The sequence below is a fragment of the Pseudoalteromonas sp. SG44-1 genome (assembly GCF_014164315.1).
Lineage (GTDB): Bacteria > Pseudomonadota > Gammaproteobacteria > Enterobacterales > Alteromonadaceae > Pseudoalteromonas > Pseudoalteromonas rhizosphaerae.
The window spans coordinates 22,713-43,559 of sequence record NZ_JACJEW010000028.1; the positions used below are offsets into that span (position 1 = coordinate 22,713).

General features: G+C 40.5%; 15 protein-coding genes. 6 read left to right on the forward strand and 9 right to left on the reverse strand.

Annotated elements, in window-relative coordinates:
• Window positions 1-402: 402 nt before the first annotated feature.
• Together H5187_RS13835 and H5187_RS13840 are read right to left on the reverse strand one after the other, a co-directional pair.
• A complete protein-coding gene (locus tag H5187_RS13835; protein WP_182718885.1) occupies window positions 403-999 on the reverse strand; it encodes a LysE family translocator in 597 nt (198 codons plus the stop codon).
• A gap of 16 nt (window positions 1,000-1,015) precedes the next feature.
• Window positions 1,016-1,837, reverse strand: a complete 822-nt coding sequence (locus H5187_RS13840) for an AraC family transcriptional regulator (protein WP_182718886.1) — start codon at window positions 1,835-1,837, stop codon at window positions 1,016-1,018.
• A 461-nt stretch (window positions 1,838-2,298) separates the two neighbouring features.
• Between H5187_RS13840 and H5187_RS13845 the strand changes: the two genes are divergently transcribed.
• Window positions 2,299-2,706 (forward strand): hypothetical protein, encoded by a 408-nt coding sequence (locus H5187_RS13845; protein ID WP_149980980.1) that lies wholly within the window; start codon window positions 2,299-2,301, stop codon window positions 2,704-2,706.
• Between the two features lie 75 nt (window positions 2,707-2,781).
• On the opposite strand, the gene H5187_RS13850 is transcribed toward H5187_RS13845, so the two are convergent.
• Window positions 2,782-3,951 carry an MFS transporter gene (locus tag H5187_RS13850; protein WP_149980981.1) on the reverse strand — a complete coding sequence of 390 codons (1,170 nt, stop codon included), beginning with the start codon at window positions 3,949-3,951 and terminating at the stop codon, window positions 2,782-2,784.
• 301 nt (window positions 3,952-4,252) lie between these two features.
• On the opposite strand from H5187_RS13850, the gene H5187_RS13855 reads away from it, so the two are divergent.
• The 3 genes from H5187_RS13855 to H5187_RS13865 all read left to right on the forward strand — a co-directional run bounded on the left by H5187_RS13855 (window position 4,253) and on the right by H5187_RS13865 (window position 8,735).
• Window positions 4,253-5,197 (forward strand): Gfo/Idh/MocA family protein, encoded by a 945-nt coding sequence (locus H5187_RS13855; RefSeq protein WP_182718888.1) that lies wholly within the window; start codon window positions 4,253-4,255, stop codon window positions 5,195-5,197.
• A gap of 20 nt (window positions 5,198-5,217) precedes the next feature.
• Window positions 5,218-5,727, forward strand: coding sequence for a M23 family metallopeptidase (locus tag H5187_RS13860; protein ID WP_182794739.1), 510 nt, complete (start codon window positions 5,218-5,220; stop codon window positions 5,725-5,727).
• 86 nt (window positions 5,728-5,813) lie between these two features.
• A complete protein-coding gene (locus H5187_RS13865; protein ID WP_182797963.1) occupies window positions 5,814-8,735 on the forward strand; it encodes a UvrD-helicase domain-containing protein in 2,922 nt (973 codons plus the stop codon).
• Between the two features lie 45 nt (window positions 8,736-8,780).
• Here the strand turns inward: H5187_RS13865 and H5187_RS13870 are convergent, their stop codons facing one another.
• The gene (locus tag H5187_RS13870) at window positions 8,781-9,728 is read right to left on the reverse strand and encodes a sodium-dependent bicarbonate transport family permease (protein ID WP_182718891.1); all 948 of its coding nucleotides are present in this window, start codon (window positions 9,726-9,728) and stop codon (window positions 8,781-8,783) included.
• Between the two features lie 130 nt (window positions 9,729-9,858).
• On the opposite strand from H5187_RS13870, the gene H5187_RS13875 reads away from it, so the two are divergent.
• Window positions 9,859-10,824, forward strand: a complete 966-nt coding sequence (locus H5187_RS13875) for a LysR family transcriptional regulator (protein ID WP_182718892.1) — start codon at window positions 9,859-9,861, stop codon at window positions 10,822-10,824.
• A gap of 38 nt (window positions 10,825-10,862) precedes the next feature.
• On the opposite strand, the gene H5187_RS13880 is transcribed toward H5187_RS13875, so the two are convergent.
• The 3 genes from H5187_RS13880 to H5187_RS13890 are packed head-to-tail and all read right to left on the reverse strand — an operon-like array spanning window position 10,863 to window position 14,821.
• Entirely contained in the window at window positions 10,863-11,864 is a 1,002-nt protein-coding gene (locus H5187_RS13880; RefSeq protein WP_145233053.1) for a LacI family DNA-binding transcriptional regulator, read from the reverse strand.
• A 58-nt stretch (window positions 11,865-11,922) separates the two neighbouring features.
• Window positions 11,923-13,449, reverse strand: coding sequence for an MFS transporter (locus H5187_RS13885; protein WP_145233054.1), 1,527 nt, complete (start codon window positions 13,447-13,449; stop codon window positions 11,923-11,925).
• Window positions 13,450-13,492: 43 nt separating this feature from the next.
• Window positions 13,493-14,821 carry a GH1 family beta-glucosidase gene (locus H5187_RS13890; RefSeq protein WP_182734311.1) on the reverse strand — a complete coding sequence of 443 codons (1,329 nt, stop codon included), beginning with the start codon at window positions 14,819-14,821 and terminating at the stop codon, window positions 13,493-13,495.
• 321 nt (window positions 14,822-15,142) lie between these two features.
• Between H5187_RS13890 and H5187_RS13895 the strand changes: the two genes are divergently transcribed.
• The gene (locus tag H5187_RS13895) at window positions 15,143-17,719 is read left to right on the forward strand and encodes an exo 1,3/1,4-beta-D-glucan glucohydrolase (RefSeq protein WP_182794742.1); all 2,577 of its coding nucleotides are present in this window, start codon (window positions 15,143-15,145) and stop codon (window positions 17,717-17,719) included.
• Between the two features lie 71 nt (window positions 17,720-17,790).
• Here the strand turns inward: H5187_RS13895 and H5187_RS13900 are convergent, their stop codons facing one another.
• Entirely contained in the window at window positions 17,791-19,281 is a 1,491-nt protein-coding gene (locus tag H5187_RS13900) for a tryptophan halogenase family protein (protein WP_182739221.1), read from the reverse strand.
• Between the two features lie 7 nt (window positions 19,282-19,288).
• Complete coding sequence (locus H5187_RS13905) at window positions 19,289-20,824, reverse strand: tryptophan halogenase family protein (RefSeq protein WP_182739222.1); 1,536 nt, start codon at window positions 20,822-20,824, stop codon at window positions 19,289-19,291.
• Window positions 20,825-20,847: the final 23 nt, after the last annotated feature.

Genomic DNA, 20,847 nt, shown 5'->3' on the forward strand with positions numbered 1-20,847 from the left:
ATCTTAAATTCGTTTTATTATCACTGGAAGTCTATGGATGGAAAGGTGAAATATAAGTTTGTAAAATAAGAACAAACTGTTAGTTAAAATGTTAACCAGAGTTCAGGTTGATATAGAAAAACTAATTTCCTTTGTAGATTAGCAGAGGAGCTAAAGTAATCATATAGTATTATATTACATTTATGTGGTTTTTAATAACCGTTATGCTTACTCTTAAAGGTGTAGTTGCAAGGTTGTAGTGTTAAAAATGTGAAATTATCAGAAAGTAATCTTCAAGATGTTATTTTTAACAGCTAGAATTCAGTGGTGCGTTCATCAAAAGGTTTAGATTAAGCAGGTAGAGATTCAAGCAGGATAGTTAACTGTTTACTTCACTCATACTGAGTGAAGTAATAATCATAATTACTGTACTAATACGTGTGTGAGGGCTATATCAATGGCAACCACGACCAGCAAAACAGCCATGACTAAGTTAATTATTTTAAAGTATTTTGAGTTTGTCATATGTTTACCAATAGCATGGCCAGCTAATGAGTAACTCGCAGGAGCGCCAAACGCTAGTAATGCGAGGATACATGACCAAACGATGACTGCCATGCCTGATATATCCGCTGCTGGAAATTGAATGGTGGTGATGGGTAATGTCGCAGCCAGTGCTTTGGGATTAAGTAGCTGCATCCATAAGCCGTTACTAAATGATAGCGATTTTGTAGTGGTTTTTTGATTGTTAAAATTGACCTGTGTTTTAGCAATTCTAACCGCGATATATAGTATATATAAACAACCTGCAAAGCTTAAAACTGGTAATATTTTCGCCGGGATCAACTCTATACCCACATAGCCTAGTAATATAAATAAGATTAGCATCGCGGTGGCTACACCTGAGAAAAAGCCTAAATGTGCCGTGGTTTTATTATTGATGCCACTTTGTAAACCGAGCAGATTGATGGGTCCAGGGGTGTACATTATACCTATTGCATAAGCGAATATTTCTAACATTTTGATCCCTTATTGTTTAGAGCGAAAGTTGTAATTGGTATTGTTTAGGAGTTAAACCATAAATACGCTTGAAATGGCGATTTAAATGGCTGTTATCGGCAAAGCCCGAATCTAATGCGACCTGAGATGCTCGTGCGCCTGATTCGATATATTTTCGGGCCATATTTATCCGACAGTTCACCACATATTGATAAGGCGTTAGGCCAAACTGCTTATTAAACAGCCTAATGAAATGATATTTCGACATAGTAGCGACACCAGCGATATCATCAATTGAGATGTCATGACCTAAGTTCGCCATAATGTAGTCTTTTGCTTTAAGTAATAAAGTGTCTTTTCTTGAACTGAGCCCCAGCGGCTCTATGGCGCAGCCTGTCTGTTTGATGATTGAATGAGCAATATTAAACAGCGTGTTTTCGGTATCAATGGTTGTGTAATTGTTACCACTGATAAGTTGTTTGAGCGCTAAAATCTGCTGTGCTAATTGTGGGTCTGCCAGCAAAGGTGTAGCGACTCTTGGCGTTGCATGTTTGGTGTAACCCAATGCTTTAAACATTGGTTCAAATTCATTTGGGTGTACATAGAGCATAACGTATTCAAGATGTTCTGTTAAACCTGAGTGACCATCGTGAACGTCTTCTGGGTTAAATACTATTACTCCGCCAGTTGGACTTTTGTGAAAGGCTCTTTGACTAAAAAAATCTTGCCGACCTTTTAAGGTAACACCCAGTGAGTACTCTTCATGGGCATGTTTTGAGTAGCTAAAGTCGGTCATCTTCGCATCAAGCAAAGTAAACTGGTTTAATGTTTTATCGTTGATGTACTGAAATTGATTCATTTGCTTCGCACTCTTCGCTAATCACCTATTGCTTGAGTATAAGCAGATTGAAATATAAAAACTTGAACAAAATTGCGCGATTTAGCTATTCAAGCAGCTATAGTATATCTATTAAAAATATGGGCATTCTTGCTGATCAAATAGCTCACTAATTGCGTTAAAGTAAATTCATGGAGGCAAAAGGTAGAGCAATGCAAGAGCAATTGCAGAGAACAACTATACGTCATAATTTTTGCCCTGTTATTGAGTTATTTTCGTGAAGCTATAAGGTCAATAATTTAATGCAATTAATATTAACAGAGCGAGGAAGCTGTTTTATTAGACTAAAGTCTATAAGTTAATTTTCTTCACCTATTAGGTTTATTTTTATCGTTTGTTGAAATTGAGCTAACACTCTAAAGTTCAATTGTCGGCACCAGATACGACACGATTTAGGCAAATAATCAAATAGGAATATAATCATGAAACGTACACTTATCAAAACTATTGCTCTTAGCTCACTATTAACATGTTCAGCTGTTGCTCTGGCTGATCAAAGTGATTACAAATTAATGGTTATTGAGACAGCAACAGCGCCACAGCCAGTTGAACAATCATTTAATAATTGCGCACTAAACGTTAAATCAAAAAATTACGCGCAAGCAGAAACAATGTGTACTAAAGCGATTGCGTTGCTAAAACAAAGCGAAGGCCCAAAAATGAAATTACGTGAATTAACATCGTTTGCATTAAGTAATCGCGGTGTATCACGTATGATGGCTAAAAATGATACCGCTGGTCTTTCAGATTTATATGAAGCTGCACAAATGGCTGATAGCGCGATGGTATCGCATAACCTTACTCGTGCTAAAGAATACCTATCTTTATAAATTAGGCCTTATTACTTGAATTAAAGCCCCATACTGTTAACTCAGCATGGGGTTTTTGCGTTATTAGGCTATGGCTTATCCTGCCACAGGGGTATTGTCAGTGGAGATGCCTTTAAGGCTTTTGATCAGCATATAAATACAGGTGGTGAATAAACAACCGCCTAAATACAACATAATGCCGTTAGCTGAAGCAAATAAGTTGGCAGCAAGCAAAGGCCCAAAGACCGAGCCAAAGCTGTAACTCAGTAACATAATTTCCGTTGCTGAGACTATTTTTTCGATTGGCAATGCGTCACAGGCTAAGGTGATGGCAATGGGGTAGAGTGCAAAACTTGCAGCCCCTAAAATAAAGTAACTGGCCATCAATACGTTGAAGTGTACAGCTTGCATAATACCAACTACACCCATCGCGCCAAATAAACAAAATAATGCCATTAATAAGCTTTTTGCCATTCGTGTTGATAAATAACTCACCAACGGCTGTACTAACATACCGCCTAAAATAATCACCGCCATCAAGGTGCCAGTAAAAGCGGCCTGCTCACTTTGGGCAGCGATATATACTGGCATTAAACCGTATATTGGGCCAAGTACTAATCCTGATACCAAACAGCCTAAAATTGCTGGGCGACTGAGCTTTTTTAACTCAGTTAATTGTAGCTTTTGCGAGTGCTGACTTTGCGGTTGCCCTGATTTAATCAGCAGCGGTGCTAACATCGCTAAAAATAATAGAGCAATAACAAACAAATAGGGGAGTGGGCCACTGGTGCCAAGCGGATCGATAGCTAGTTGGCCAACGGCGCTGCCACCGTACAGGGATGTCATATACAGGCCTAATCGTTTAGCTCGTGCTTTGGCAGTGTCAGTCATTAGTAACCAAGATTCAACCACCACAAATACCCCAGCTACGGCGATACCAGCTACAAAGCGGGCTAAAAGCCACACGTTGGCATTAGGTAAAATAAGCTGTGCTGCAACACTGAAAATTAATAACCCCAGAAATGCCAGAAAAGCATGACGGTGGCCTACTCTTGCAACAATACGCTCAATAAAAAAAGCACCAATTAATAAGCCAAGATAAAAGACACTAGCTAACCAAGAGGCAAGTTCATTATCAAGCCCAAAGGCGCTCAATGATAAAGGAATTAGACTCATTAAAAAGCCTGAGGCAATAGCAAAAAAAGACAAACCAATAACAGGTGCAAGTGGGTTATTTGGTTTATGACCGGCAGCGAGCTCAACCATTAAAGAATCCGATTTAAAGGGCATAAATAATTGCGTTGGAGTGTTTTAATAGCTGGCAATTATTTTTGGTTGGTTAATTTTGCGGCGAATTTAATCCGATTTTGAACACAAGTAAAGTTATATTTGAATATTTACTCAACATTTTATTTAGAACACTTAGTTAGGTAAATAAACCGGTTATTTACGTCATTTTGGTATCATTTTTTTAGCGAAATTGTTTAAAATTTGTAGTTGTTTTATCAATCTAAATAATAACTTGGTATGCTGTGTTTTTATTTTTCATCAAGAGGCAGTAGTAAAAATGAACCAGCTAACAATCGCTTTAGTCGGGCTTGGGGATATAGCACAAAAAGCATATTTACCTATTGCCACGCAACATGCACAGATCGATCCTATTTTTTGTACACGAAACCTGACAACATTAACGCAGTTAGCGAAGCAGTATCGGGTTCAAAAGTGCTTTACAGATTACCAAGCGGTACTGGCGTGTAAGCCCGATGGGGTGATGATCCACACTAATACTGAGTCTCATTTTACGTTTGCGAAGCAGGCACTTGAACAAAAAATCGCTACGTTTGTGGATAAGCCATTAGCGTATAGTTTTAGTGAGGTAAGTGAACTTATTGCGTTAGCAACTAAACATAACACGCCATTATTTTTAGGTTTTAATCGTCGCTTTTTACCAATTATGGCCGATATTGCAAAGCCACAAATACGCCATCTTAAATGGCAAAAAAACCGCTTAAATTTACCAGCACAGCCGCGCACTTTTATTTTTGATGACTTCATCCATGTGGTTGATAGTTTATGCCATTTTGCAAATGTAGAGCGTTTTGATCAACTTAACCAGTTACAGGTGTTTTCACAGCTAGATCCACAAGGCTTATTGGCAGCAATACATGTTAGTTTTGAGTTTCAGGGGCGGTTATTTCAAGGCGCTATGGATAGATTAAGTGGCTGTAATGAAGAAGTGGTTGAAATAACCGGTTTGAATGAAAAGTGGCGGTTTGAATCGCTAACCAATATGACCTCTATGGTCAATGGAATACAGCAGAGCGCGATGCAAAATGATTGGCAAGCAACACTATATAAACGGGGCTTTGAGTCAATGCTAGAGGCATGGCTAACGGCGGTTACAACGCAGCAGGTAGACCAATTACAGCTTAAAAAAGATAGTTTAACACATGAGTTGTGTGAGTGGCTGGTTGCACACGTATCAAACAATAATGAACTATTTCACTGTTAAACTATTTCAAGGAAGCTGTAATGAAAGTGATGAAGTACATGGGACTAACATTCTTGACAGTCCTTGTTATTGGGCTGCTCATACCTGAAAAAATAGTGATCCCAGTCAAAGGTGCAACAGCAAATGATTGGCATCATAATACCTTTTGGTATAGCCCTTGGGGTAAATCAGGTGTACACAAAGGGATAGATATTTTTGGCAAAAAACACACGGCAGTGGTTGCTTCGGTAAGTGGTGTGGTGCTGTATTCAGGTGAGCTAAAGCGCGGTGGTAAAGTGGTGGCATTACTTGGGCCTAAGTGGCGACTGCATTACTTTGCCCACTTAGAAAGTTATTCGGTAAGTGCAGGAGACTATGTTGCAGTCAGTGAGGTGATTGGTAGCTTAGGAGACACGGGGAATGCGGCAGGTAAACAACCTCACGTACATTACTCTATTTTATCGTTACTGCCGTACCCATGGTTAATGACCGCGCAAAGCCAAGGCTGGAAGAAAATGTTCTTTTTAAATCCAGATGAAAAACTACGCTAAAATAATTGCCGTTATTTTCACACTTATCCAGCTGATTAACTTAAAATACCGGTAATTCACTCTTTTGATTTAGGAATTCAGCAGTAATGAATTCTATTGCAGTTAGCCTGTTTGGCAGGATGTTTTCTAATAAAGCCATGTTGGCGTTTGATCACCATATGTTGACCATTTGCCAAGGTAACTCAACGAGACAAATAAGTTGGAGTGATTTGGAGGCACCGCCGTCGTTTGCTTTCGGCTTGTTTGGTCAAGCGATTTCTTTTGTTACGGCACAACAAAATCATACATTTTCGCTGCTGGCATATGGTGCTCACCGTAAATTTCAAGCTGAATTTGAACGCTATTGGGTGAACGCTAATGAAGCTAAGCTTGACACTTTTCTTAATAAAATAACAAAACTGGTCAAGCAGCGATATTTACGCCAGTCTTATGTTAGTCATATTCAGCGGTTGGCACAGCAAGAGCATGAACGTTGGTTGCCGTGGATAAAAAACAGCCCCGCATTTGTTTTAGTGGATAAAAAAATAAACGTATTAGAGCAATATGCAAACTGGGATGCTGCACTTACCCAGTATCTACAACAAAAATACGTTACTAAGCAACTTAACCTACACCACGCTTTTTTTGACCGTGTTGAAGCAAATCCATTAACACTAAGTCAAAGACGTGCTTGTGTGATTGATGACGATAATAACTTGTTATTGGCTGGCGCAGGCACTGGCAAAACCAGTGTCATGATTGGCAGGGCGGGGTTTTTAGTGCAAAGTCAGCAGGCAAGTTACAGTGATATTTTATTGCTGGCCTATGGTCGCAAAGCTGCTGATGAAATGGATCAACGGATCGAAAATAAGCTCGCCACCGATAAAATAAAAGCCGCTACTTTTCATAGTGTCGGACTGGCGATTATCTCACAAGTTGAACGTGCTAAACCGACTATGAGTGTATTTGCAGAAGACGAAAAAGTGAAAGCAAAATGGGTGCAGCAGTGCTTTGAATCATTGATTGAAAACAGTGCCGAGTATCGTCATCTGGTTTTAGATTATTTTAGTAAATACTATTATGTTGAAAAAAATGAATTTGATTTTAAAACATTGGGTGATTATTACAGCTACTTAAATGATAACGATATCCGTAGCCTAAAAGGCGACAAGGTAAAAAGCTTTGGTGAGTTATATATAGCTAATTGGCTGTTTTATCACGGCATAGATTATCAATACGAAGCGCCTTATAAAGTTGACGTAAAAACCATTGAACGCAGACAGTACAAGCCTGATTTTTATTTACCTGAGTACGATATTTACATTGAATATTACGGCATCGATGACGCTGGCAATACTGCGCCTTACATTGATAAAGCGCAATACCATAGCGAAATTGATTGGAAAAATACCACTCATGCCAGTAATAACACTCACTGTATAGCTTTGACTTATGGGCAACATAAACAAGGTAAGCTGTTAAACGAACTTGAACAAGCGCTTTTAAGTGCGAGCGTGAAAACACAGATATTGCCCTTAGAATCACTGCTCGAAAGCTTAAAAGAAACTGGCAGGATCACCGTATTAGCTGCGTTATTTAGTCAATTGCTGAGTTTATATAAGGCGGCTTATTTAACTGATGCTGATGAAGTTGATGTCATTAAACGCTCCCTTGACGCCAAACAAACAACCCAAGCGTTGGCGCTATTAAAACCAATTTTATCTAACTACAACGCTCACTTGCAGCAGCGCGGTGAAATTGACTTTGATGATATGATTATCAAGGCAATCGAGTATGTTGAGTCGGGCAAGTTTAAATCGCCTTGGCGTTATATTATGGTTGATGAATTTCAAGATATATCACAGCCAAGAGCACGATTGGTTAAAGCACTTCGCGATAGCAACAAAGGTAGTTCAGTATTTGCAGTGGGTGACGATTGGCAAGCAATTTACCGATTCAGCGGCGCTGATATTAAGTTGACCACTGAGTTTGCAACGTATTTTGGCTTTACTACGCAAACGGCGCTGGATCTTACGTTTCGTTTCAATAATAAAATTGGTGAAGTTGCCTCAGCATTTATTAGTAAAAATCCCGCGCAGCTTGATAAAACGATTACTTCTTTAACTCAGGTTTCACATCCTAGTGTGTCGTTATTAAGGCGCAGTAGTAATGCGTCTATTGGTTATAAAAATAGTTATTACAGTGACATTCCTGAACTATTAAATGGTGCGATTGATGACATACTCTGCACAATACACAGCAAGGCATGTAAACCCACAACCGTGTATTTTTTAGCGCGATTTTGGTTTCAGCTACCAACAAATACGGATATTAAAACCATGAGTGTTAAATACCCGTTGTTAAAAATTCAGTCGCAGTCTTTTCACGCCTCAAAAGGTAAAGAAGCCGATCATGTTATTATTATCGGATTACAAAAGGGTAAACATGGTTTTCCATCTGAAAAAGTTGCGCCCGCAATTATCGAAGCTTTATTACCAGCGCCAGAAAACTTCGCTTACGCACAAGAGCGACGGTTATTTTACGTTGCACTAACGCGCGCAAAACACCGCGCCTACATCATTGCTGATATGACCAATAGCAGTTGTTTTGTCTCGGAGTTAATTGCTGAACATGACATAGAACTGGATGAATTTACTAGTGATGTTGATCAATTACATATCGCAGATATAAACTGTATGCGCTGTGATAGCGGGGTATTAAAAAAACACAGTGGTCGTTTTGGGCCATTCTACGGCTGTTCGTTATTTCCGCGTTGTGAGCATAAAGAAAAATCGTGCGAGCAGTGCCAAAGCCCAATGACTCGCAGTCGCTATACAGGGTTTAAATTATGTATAAATACAGCCTGTAACCATCTAGTGCCAACGTGTGATAAATGCGGTGCTGAAATGGTATTACGCAATAGCGCAAAAGGGCAGTTTTGGGGATGCAAAAATTATAAAGGTAATGATCCACTTAGCTGTAAAAATGGCAAAGACAGTAAGTCAATTCAATGGCCCGAGCTTACTTAACCTATAGACAGATAAGGGCTAAATAGCCCTTATCTGTTGTTTAATTTATTGCATCGCAACAGCAAGTTGATGATACAAACCGATTCCGATAAGTACGTTAAATGGGAAGGTGATGCCTAGTGAACTGAGCATGGCCAGACCTATATCGGCTTTGGGGATCGCGGCTTTTATAGCGGCAGGCGCTGCAATATAAGATGCACTGGCCACTAAACTCCCCAAGATAACGATTGAGCCTAACTCAAGCGCTAATAAAGTGCCGACACTGACTCCAATCGCGCCTAATATTAATGGACTGATTATAGCAAATAGTGTCAGTTTCCAGTGATGCCAAGGTATAGGGCGTAATGTTTGCGCTGCCGTTAAACCCATTTCGAGTAAAAATAATGCAAGCACGACTTTAAAACTATTGGTTAATAATCCAGTTACTTGGCTGCCTTGCTGTGTGCCATACATCATACCAATAACAACACCGCCTACGAGGAGAATAACGCTCTTATTGGTTAAGGTTTCATGCCAGAGTGCTTTAAGCGATAAGGTATTATCGGCACTATGTTGTTTATCAAGTCGTCGATAAATTAACAGCCCTACGATAATCGCGGGAAGCTCTAGCATCACTAAATACAGGGTTACTTCAGCACCTACTGCTAGCTGCGCCGATTCAGCATAAGCGAGGGCGACTGCAAATGTCCCCGCGCTTACGGAGCCATAATGGGCGGCGATACTTGCGCTGTTCGCTACCGAAAGTTTTATCACATATTTTAAAATAGGGTAGAGCATTAAAGGTATAAATGCGCCAAGCAGCATCACCGAGCCCATTTCTGGCAATAATTGCCAACTAAGATTGCCGTGTAATACCATGCCGCCTTTTAAGCCTATGGTCAGCATCAGCAGCAAACTTAAGGTCTCGTAAGTTGCTTTTGGAATAACGAGATCAGAACGTAAAATCCCCGCAACTAAACCCAAAACAAAAAACATTACAACAATATCTGGCACACCTTTCTCCTATTAATTTAAAGTTGCGCTATTGTAGATAAAATCATGCATTGTAAATAATAAAATGATTGGTAGTTGGTTATAGGTTATTATCTATGGGTTGATTAATACCAGAGGGGATGTGATAGCGATGGATTTAAGACATATTTCTTTTCGGCTGCTTGAAGTGTTTATGAGTGTAGTAAAAACCGGCTCGATCAGTGAAACCGCACGGCGTTTACACTTAACTCAGCCAACGGTGTCGCTGCAAATTAAACGTTTACAAGAGGCTGTAGATGAGCCGCTGGTGATTATGCAGCAACAAAAACTGCATGTCACAGAAGCCGGGCATGAGTTATTTAGGACTTGCCAACGAGTGTTTGGCCACTTTGATGATTACAACGATTTTTTAGCTGAACTCAAAGGGGGTGAGCGCGGGCGATGTAAAATCGCCATGGTGAATACCGCACAATATATTTTGCCAAAATTACTCGGGCCCTATAGTAATTTGCATCCTCATGTTGAGTTGCCTCTTGAGATTGGCAATAGAGCAGAGGTGTTAGCGCGCTTTGAACGCGGTGAAGATGATATTTATGTATTTAGCCATCCACCGTCACTTGAACATGCAAAAGCGGCACGGTTTTTAAAAAACCCGCTTGAGTTTATTGTGCCTACTGATCATCCATTAGCTAATCAACAACACGTTGCACTTTCTGAGCTAGTGAAATACCGCTTTTTATTAAGGGAGCCTGGCTCTGCAACCCGGATGTTATTTGAGAGCGAACTGCAAAGACGCGGTTTAGTACTGAGCAACAGCGTGCAAATGGCAAGTAATGAGGCTATTCGTGTTGCAGTATCATCAGGAATGGGAATTGGTGTGCTGTCTCGCCATGTGTTGCCAATAGGAGATCATGGCTTCAAAGTATTAACTGTAAGTGATGCAAGCTTAGCAAGTCATTGGTACTTTGTGATCCGCACTGATCGGCATATTGCTCATGCTGCGCGTAGTTTTTTAACATTTGCCCAAGACCACCTTGAACAATACTTAGATGGTCGATGGGTACGTAATGAATTGCATGGGCTGAATCTAAGTTTAGCTGATCAGCAAATTCGTTAGTTGAAAATTCAACCTAGTGAACGAATGATTTTACCGCATTAATTAATATCTGGCGTGGAGTCTCTTAAAACGAGAGTCGGCTGGAATACACGATTAATTGTAATGCCAGGGCGTTTGTAAATGTCTTTAAGTACAAGGTTAGCCGCCATTCTGCCCATCTCTGGGACTGGGTTATCTATGGTTGTTAGAGTTGGGTAAAGGTAATTGGTGAAAATCACGTTATCGTAGCCCATAATGGCGAGATCTTTCGGTAAATTAAAACCGTGTTCTCTGGCGAACTTCATCGCACCTGAGGCCATCTCATCATTGGCACAGACAATTGCGCTAAATTGCGCTTTATTTTCAATAAAATGTTTTAAGCCATCATTGCCGCCGGTTTCTTTAAAGTCGCCTATGTAAAAAAGGCTTTCATCAAAGGCTATATTGTATTCAGCAAGCGCTTTTTTATGTCCTACGAGTCGGTCTGACGCATCAACTTTAAATTGTGGACCCGCAATATAAGCAATATTTTTGTGCCCTTTATTGATCATCGTTTTAGTGGCAAGATAACCGCCTAGAACGTTATCAAGACTAATACAGTTGTCTTTAATTTCCTCAACATAACGGCTCATTAAATAAATGGGGATTTTTCCCTTACTAAGTTCAATTAGATATTCGTCCGATACTATTTCCACATGGGCAATTATGGCATCACAGTTACGACTGATTAAAAATTCAAAGCCATTTTTCTCTTTGTCTTCGTCACTGTGCCCTGCGGTAATAATAACATGCTTACCTGCGGCACGAAGTTGCTGCTCTATCGCCGACATCATTTGGCCAAAGAACGGGCCGTCTAGTTCAGAGACTAAAACACCAACACTACTGGTACGACTCGATGCTAAAGAACGGGCAATAGAACTGGGTTGATAGCCAAGTTGCTGCATTGCTTCGAGCACTTTTTTCTTGGTTTTTTTACTTACATAATCATTGTCGTTCAGAACCCTTGATACCGTAGAGAGAGAGACACCTGCAAGTTCTGATACTTGATAAATTGTAGCCATTAATTTCCTAGCGTTATTATTCGCACTTTATAAAAACGTATTGATAATGAAATATAATTTACACATTACTGCGTCTAAAAGCCAAGTCTTCCGTGATTTTCTGCGTCATTGCGGGTGTCAACGGATAGATAAGCATCAAGGCGGCACCTAAAAAAGCAAATGCTGCGGGGATCCAACTCATTAATAGTTGCATGCCAGGTAATGATTGCGTAATGGTTGCTTCGTTCATGCCGTTATAGCCATAGCCTGCCAATACCACTAATACTAATGCCCCAGCGAAACCGCCGCCAGTTTTTTGCACAAACGTCCCTGCTGAATAAATTAAGCCCGTGGCGCGGCGTTTGTTTTTCCACTCAGAATAATCGGCAGCATCCCCTAACATGCTAAAAAACAGGGTAGGCATCATGGCAGCAAAAAATTCAGCTGCACACCCAAAAGTAAATATGGCAACAATGTTGTCAGCAGGCACCCAATAAAATGCTGTGGTTAATAAGCCACTTAATATTAAAGAGATGATAAATAAATTACGTTTGCCTATTAGTTCGGCAAGTTTACCAGTGGCAAGAGCGCCGAGGATAGACACCACTAATAACGCAACGAAGTATTGGCCTGCCATCAGTTCGCTGCCAACCTGATATTTAAAGTAATAAGCAATTACACCATACTTTATACCGTTGAACATCATGGTCAAAAAGCCCATGCCTAATAAAATTAACCAAGGCTTGTTGGTGAGCAAATCAACCATATCACGTTGAGTTCCGGTGAGATTTTGATGATCTTTGTTGAGTAATTTTTTTATCACAACAGTCATCATAGTCATGATAAATGCAAAAAATAGCCCACTGTAGATTTCGCGATAATAAAAGAACAAGGTAGTTGCCAATAATGGCAGAATAATAAAGGGTAAGTTTTTAGTTAAATCTTTGAGCTCTGATTTTAAATTACCACTGGTTGTTTTGTGGGGGATTACCCGCTCTTTGGTGCTAACAAAAGTGATCACCATCAAAACAATTAGTAATGCTGCAAATAAGTACATGGTTAACTGATAACCTTTGGCGTTATCGCCATCGCCAAAATAAGCAACCAGTTCAGGTAAAAAGCCCATCACTAATAAACCGCCTGCAAAGGCTCCGGCAAAGCGAAAACTCGATAGTTTCGTGCGCTCGGTATCGTCTGGACTCATTACTCCCATTAATGCAGAGTAAGGCACGTTACTCACCGTATAAGCTAACGTTAAGCCTATGTAGGTAACGTAGGCGTAAATTAACTTGTTGGTGTCATTGAAATCAGGTGTGGTGAAACACAACACCATGAACAGTCCTAAAAAAGGAGCAGACCATAAAATCCACGGTCTGAATTTACCAAACCGAGTGGTGGTTCTGTCTGCAATCATTCCCATAATGATATCGGTTACACCATCGGATAACCTAACCACCAAAAATAACATAGCTGCGGCCGCAGCCGATATGCCAAATGTGTCAGTGTAAAATACTGCTAGGTAGGCAAGTGCACCTCGCCAAACTAAGTTGGCTCCGGCATCACCCATCGCATAACCGATTTTTTCGTATAAAGGAATTTTGTTCACTGTGTGTTTCTTATTGTTGTTTTTAAAGGAGCACTAGCTAAGTTTACCGGCTAGTAATTAAACTACTATACGCAAGGCCACTGGCTTTTACAGTACGTTGTTGAGTTTGATAATCAACATAAACGATACCAAATCGCTTTGAATAGCCTTCAGCCCATTCAAAGTTATCCATTAGGCTCCATGCAAAGTAGCCATGGATCACCACACCTTGTTCAGTTGCGTTATGCAATGCGTTTAAGTGTTGCTGATAGTAAGCTATGCGATCTGAATCGTTAACTTTACCATCTATCATCTTGTCGGCCATTGCTGCGCCATTTTCAGTAATATAAATCGGTGGTAGGGTATATTTCTCATTTAACGATACTAATAATTCAGTAAGTGCTTGCGGGTAAATTTCCCAACCAATATCAGTTAATAGGCCTTGATGTGGGCGCTCGTCATAAAAATCATCAGCGCTTGCTTGGTAATGTAAACGCGTATAAAAATTAACGCCAAGGTAATCTAATGGCTGCGCAATAATTTCCATATCACCGGGGTGAATATCTGGACGCTGCTCTGCTGGAAGTTGCTCAATAATATCTGGGTATTTGCCAGTCATTACAGGGCGCATATACCAATGGTTAATATAATCATCAGCAAAGGCTGTGGCTTTAAGATCTGCGTCACTTTGTGTTACCGGGTAACAGGGAGTAAAGTTGAGTACGATACCATTAAGTGTCTGTGGGCTATTTTTAGCCAGCATTTGCATCGCTAAACCATGACCTAGTAATAAGTGATGGGCAGCTTTTCGGCCAAATTCCCGACCGACAATACCTGGGGCATGCACACCAATTTCATACCCTAAATAAGAGCTGCAAAAAGGTTCATTTAAGGTTGAATATGAATAAACACGATCACCAAACGCTTTGCTAATAAGATCTGTGTAGTGAGCAAATTCATAGGCGGTATTACGATTTAACCAGCCGCCTTGATCTTCTAAATACTGCGGTAGATCCCAGTGATATAAAGTGACAAATACCTTGATGTTGCGGCGTTTAAGTTCATCTAGAAGATCAGTATAAAATTTCACACCTAATGGGTTTAAACTACCATCTTGATGCATTACGCGTGGCCAAGAAATTGATAAACGATAGGCATCAACGCCCAGAGAATCTATTAACTCAATATCTTGAGGCCAACGAGTGTAGTGTTCACAGGCGATTAGACCATTTGAGTTATCGGCAATTTTATCGTCTTGAGCACAAAAGGTGTCCCAAATACATGGCAGACGATCTGCTGCACCACCTTCAATTTGAAATGAAGCAGTTGCTACGCCAAAAGTGAAGTCTTTGCTCAGTAGCGGCGAGTGTTTAGGTAAAGATAATTGTTTCATTAATAGAAAACCTCTGCTTTCTTTTTATAGTCCGTGATGCTGTTATTTTTAGCTTTTAAAGCTAACATATCTGAAAGCGCTTCCATATTTAATTTGATTAATGCCAATAGATGGTATTTAATGACTTTAAGGAAGCGCTTCCACATTTAGGTTAGTGACTATTTCTTAACAGGTCAACAGTTAAATTTTAATTTCAATGATGACAAAAAATAGTTCTACCGTTGCTTAGATGAATAAACCGCTTGGTCTCGCTTTTGTAATACAGCAGGTACTTAGAGTCTTTTAAGCAGCAATGAGTTGATAATAGATAGGTATATAAAAATGAAAACACACTTACACACAGCTAAGTTACCTACACTAAGTTTGTTAGCTGGATTAGTTACTCTGGCTGGTTGTTCAGCAAGCGAAAGTAAAGATACGTCTCAAAATAATAGAGCTGTTGAACAAATGCAGCAGCAACAATCGCTAGCTATTTGGCCAAAGCTGAATAATGTGGTTCGAGCTGATCCGCAAATTGAGTCTAAGATTGTTCAGTACTTGCAGACGATGACATTAGAGCAAAAAGTTGCGCAGATGATTCAACCTGAGATCCGCGATATAACGACTGATGATATGCGTAAATATGGTTTTGGCTCGTATTTAAATGGCGGAGGCTCATTTCCGAACGCGAATAAACATGCCACACCACAAGATTGGATTGCACTTGCTGAACAGATGTATCAAGCATCGGTTGATGATTCTCTTGATGGCATCGATATTCCTACCATGTGGGGCACCGATGCTGTACATGGTCATAATAACGTGATTGGTGCAACGTTATTTCCACATAACATTGGCTTAGGCGCAGCAAATAATCCCGCTTTAATAGAAAAAATAGCCGCTGCGACGGCAATCGAAGTGATGGTTACTGGTATTGATTGGGTATTTGCGCCGACTGTTGCTGTTGTACGTGATGACCGCTGGGGTCGAACTTATGAAGGGTATTCTGAAGATCCAGAGATTGTCCGCCGGTACTCAGTTGCCATTGTTAACGGCTTGCAAGGCCATGCCGATGGTGATTTTTTAAGTAATAAGCGGGTGATTAGCACAGTTAAACACTTTTTAGGTGATGGCGGTACCGTCGATGGTGACGATCAAGGTAACAATATCGATTCAGAGCAAGCCTTGTTTGATACTCATGCTCAAGGCTACATTGGTGGTTTGTCGGCTGGTAGTCAATCTGTTATGGCGTCGTTTAATAGCTGGCATGGTAAGAAAAATCATGGCAATAAATACCTGCTTACCGATGTACTGAAAACGAAAATGGGCTTTGATGGCTTTGTTGTTGGTGATTGGAATGGCCACGGACAAGTTGTAGGTTGTAGTAACGAAAGCTGCCCACAGGCTGTAAACGCGGGGCTTGATATTTTTATGGTTCCTACGGGGGCGTGGAAACCACTTTATGAAAATACGATAGCGCAAGTGAAAGCCGGTGAAATTGCCATGAGCCGAATTGACGATGCTGTTGCGCGTATTTTAAGAGTCAAACTAAGAGCGGGTTTATTTGATAAACCGAGCCCTGCAAAACGTCAGTTCTCAGGTAAAACGCAGTTAATTGGCGCGCAAGCGCACCGCGATATTGCGCGACAAGCTGTGCGTGGATCACTGGTGTTATTAAAAAACAACAACAATACTTTGCCGATAGCGGCTAATTCACGAGTATTAATTGCCGGAGATGGCGCAGATAATATTGCTAAGCAAGCGGGGGGCTGGAGTATTACTTGGCAAGGCACCAATAACGAAAATACCGATTTCCCTGGTGCTACGTCAATCTTTGCGGGTTTAAAAGCGCAGATCACGGCCGCAGGTGGAGAGGCCATTTTAAGTCCTGATGGACACTTTACACAAAAACCTGATGTGGCGATTGTGGTGTTTGGAGAAGAACCTTATGCAGAAGGACACGGTGACAGGGATAATCTTGAGTTTGAGCGTAATAATAAAAAGTCGTTAGCGTTATTAAAACAGCTTAAATCAAAAGGCGTGCCGGTCGTATCGGTATTCATTTCAGGTCGACCAATGTGGGTTAACGCTGAGTTAAATACCTCTGATGCGTTTGTCGCCGCATGGCTACCGGGTACAGAAGGACAAGGTGTGGCCGATGTATTATTAACTGACGCAGGAGGTGATATTCAGCATGACTTTACTGGTAAATTGTCGTTTTCATGGCCAAAATCACCACTGCAAACCGCAGTAAATAGAGATGATGTAGACTATTCGCCACTATTTCCTTATGGCTTTGGTTTAACCTATACAGATAAAAATACCCTGGCAGATAATTTAAATGAAGACTCAGGTGTTGATATAGCTAGTTTGCCTAATATGGCTATTTTTAATGGCGTGCTGACTGATCCATGGCGATTGTTTTTAAAGTCAGCACAGCAGCAAGTTCAAGTAGCTAGCAATAGCGTTGAATTAGCTGGTATTAGTTATCGTACTGAAGATAAAAATATTCAAGAAGATGCAATGGCATTTGTATTTACAGGTATAGGCCTTACTACAGCCGAAATCAATAGTAACTTCACTGAAGATAAAGTGGCTTATATCGAAGCAAACTCAGCGCTGAGTTTTGATTACAAGATAAATAGCGAATTTGCTGCTCCATTATTTGTTGCTATGAGTTGCGAGCATGGTTGTGGTGGACGTGTTGATATCAGCGCAGAACTCAAAAAGGCTACATTAAATAGATGGCAAACACTCAGCATAGACTTAACCTGCTTTACTGAGCAAGGCGTTGATTTTTCAAGAGTGACTAGCCCATTTTCATTACAGAGCACGGGTAACGGTTCGGTTTCTGTGGCGAATATCAACTTTGTGCCAGAAGGAGCAAAACAGGCAACAATTATCTGCCCAGATAGTTAACTTAGTCTTTGATTTTGTTGTGTTGTGCAAAGCCCTTTACGTTTTTAAAGGGCTTTTTATGCTCACTCAGATTATTCAGCAAGACAATATTGTTGTAAGAATGCTTTATGTGTTGGCAATTGTGCCACGCGTTGAGCAATTTGCTGTTTGATACTGTTCAGAAAGTGGCTTAACTCATCATCACTCATCAGGCTTGCAATTAAATGGTATTGTTTGGGTTTGAGACCTTGACCCAACATTACTTGCACCCATGAGTCGACTCTAAAAATATCGCCGTCATCTAAAAATACCCGCCCAGTTTCTTTGAATAAACTAATTTTATGAACAAGGGTATCAGGCACTTCCATATTTTTACAATGACGCCAAAATTCGCTATCAGTGCGATCAGTGACTTTATAATGCAAGACAATAAAATCACGAATGTTTTCAATCTCACTTTTTAGCTGTTTGTTGTATTCGTGGATTGCTTGTTCGGTAATACCATCAAATGGAAATAGCCGGATAAAGCGAATAATGCCCGACATAATTAAATGAATACTGGTAGATTCAAGGGGTTCAACAAAGCCACTGGCAAGCCCCAGAGCAAGGCAGTTTTTGTTCCAGCCTTTGCGTCGGCGGCCAGTTTTAAATTTAATTACTTTGGGTTCAGTGAGAGTTTCACCTTGAATATTACTGAGTAAAAGCTGCTTTGCATCAGTATCGTTTAAATAACGGCTACAATACACTAGACCATTACCTACGCGCTGTTGCAGAGGAATTTGCCACTGCCAGCCTGCATCATGTGCAATTGAGCGGGTATAAGGCACTATATCATCGCTAATGGCTCTAGTTTGTACTGCAATTGCGCTATCGCACGGCAGTAAGTGTGACCAATCTTCATAGCCGGTATGCAAAGCCTGTTCAATAAGTAGTCCGTTAAAGCCGGTACAATCAATAAAAAAATCACCATTTACGATACTTTCATCTGCAAGAGTTAGGCTGTTTATGAAGCCCGAAGTGGCGCATTTATTAACGTGGATTATTTTTCCCTCTAGACGTTTAACCCCTAGTTGTTCTGAAAATTCACGTAGGAATAATGCATAACGACTCGCATCCATATGAAATGCATAATTAATTGGATTTTGCTGATTAAAAGCACACTTACCTTGTTTAGCTGCTTGCAGTTCATAACAGTAATCACCAAACTCGGATTCAAGTCCTAATGTTAAGCTGTGTAGCCAAAAATGATGAAATTCACCTGCCCAGCATTCTTTGCCCGTCATGCCAAATGAGTGAATATAATCGGTGTTTTTTTCGCCCCAGTTTTCAAAACTGATCCCTAATTTAAAGCTTGCTTGGGTAGCTTTCATAAATGCTTGCTCATTTATGCCAAGTAATTTATGAAAAGTGCGGATCGGTGGAATAGTAGCTTCACCAACACCAACCGTAGCAATGTCGTCGGATTCGATAAGGGTGACATTGATATTTTTACCAACGAGTTTACTGAATGCAGCCGCAGCCATCCAACCAGCTGTACCACCGCCAGCGATAACCACATTTTTTATAGGTTTGTTGTGTGTCATTGTCAGGTTAAGCCTTATTGTTTAAAAGTTGATTTAATAATGCGCGATTTGTTGGTAACCCTTGTAAGTATTTGGCAATTTTTTCACGGTTTTGCTGATAAAAATACTGCCCAGCTTTAGCGTTATTAAAGGTATTTTCTGCTGTTGTATTTTGCGTGTGAAAGCCCATTCCATACAATACATATTGATAGCTGGCAGAGGGGAATACCTCTTCGTTTTCAATTAAATCAAACCTGCTTGGTGGTTGATATTGCCAAAGTGCCAGCAATTCATTCAAACGAGTAGGAATGCTCGATGGTTTTTTTATATCACGCCAGTATTGACTATCATCACGTTCACTTAATATGTAATGTAACTTTAAAAAGTCGATTACTCGCTGCCAGCGATAACTAAAGCGCTGATTAAATCGTTTAGCCAGCAAGTCCATATGAGTACGGTTTTGCGGCATTTGTTCGCTTAACATGCTGATTGAAAGCTCCACCATCGCCAGTGCTGATGCTTCAAGTGGCTCTATAAAACCTTGCGACATACCAACAGCAACACAGTTTTTTACCCAAAACTGTGTGCGGTAACCAGGAAGAAAACTCAGCTTGCGAGTTTGTATTTGCTCGGCGACTTGTTCACCAACAGATAGCGCAGCATAGCTCTTTAAGGTGTTCACAGCGGTTTGTTCATCGCAGTATTTATCGCTATAGGTATAACCGATACCACGACGACTCGGTAGACCAATATCCCAGATCCAACCATGTGGCTGCGCCGTTGATAAAGTGGCTGAGGCGATCTCTTGTTGATTATCGTTATAAGGGAGATGTGCAGCGATAGCGCTATTATTAAAAAGAATATGATCTTGTGTGATAAGCGTTGCGCCATAGTGCTCACCAATCAAACGCGCCCGAGCACCGGTACAATCAATGAATAAGTCGCCGTCTATGTCACCGTGCTTTATGGTGGTGAGTGAATGAATATAATCGTCATGACTATTTTTTACTTCGATGACGTCATCAATAATATGATGCACATTGAGTTTTTCTACGCAGTGGTGTTTTAAAAATGTGGCAAACTTACCGGCATCAAGATGATAGCCGTAATTAGTGACCGCCGCGTATTCTGGTGTGTGTAACTGCTTAGGTGCAAGTGCTGCTTGGCAAACAAAGCTTTGCATATTAACGGCGTCGGCATATTTTTGAGTGCTTGCATGATGTTGCCAGTAAGCGTGTAAATCGGTTTCTAAATAGCCTTCGGGAGTCATAAACGGATGATAGTAGTTTTCGCCTATATTTATGTTACGCCAGTTTATGAATTTTGAACCTTGCTTAAATGAAGCATCGCAGTGACGTATAAAATCTATTTCTTCGATACCAATTCGCTTGAGCGTATTGCGCATAGACGGCCAAGTGCCTTCGCCTACACCTGAAATAGCAATGTTTGCAGACTCTATTAAGGTAACCTTTTGTTTAGGGTGTTCAGCGGCTAATAGCCCTGCACTTAGCCAACCTGCTGCGCCACCACCTAATACCACAATGTGTTGTATTTTATTATTCATTGTGTGCTCTGTTGTTTTAATAA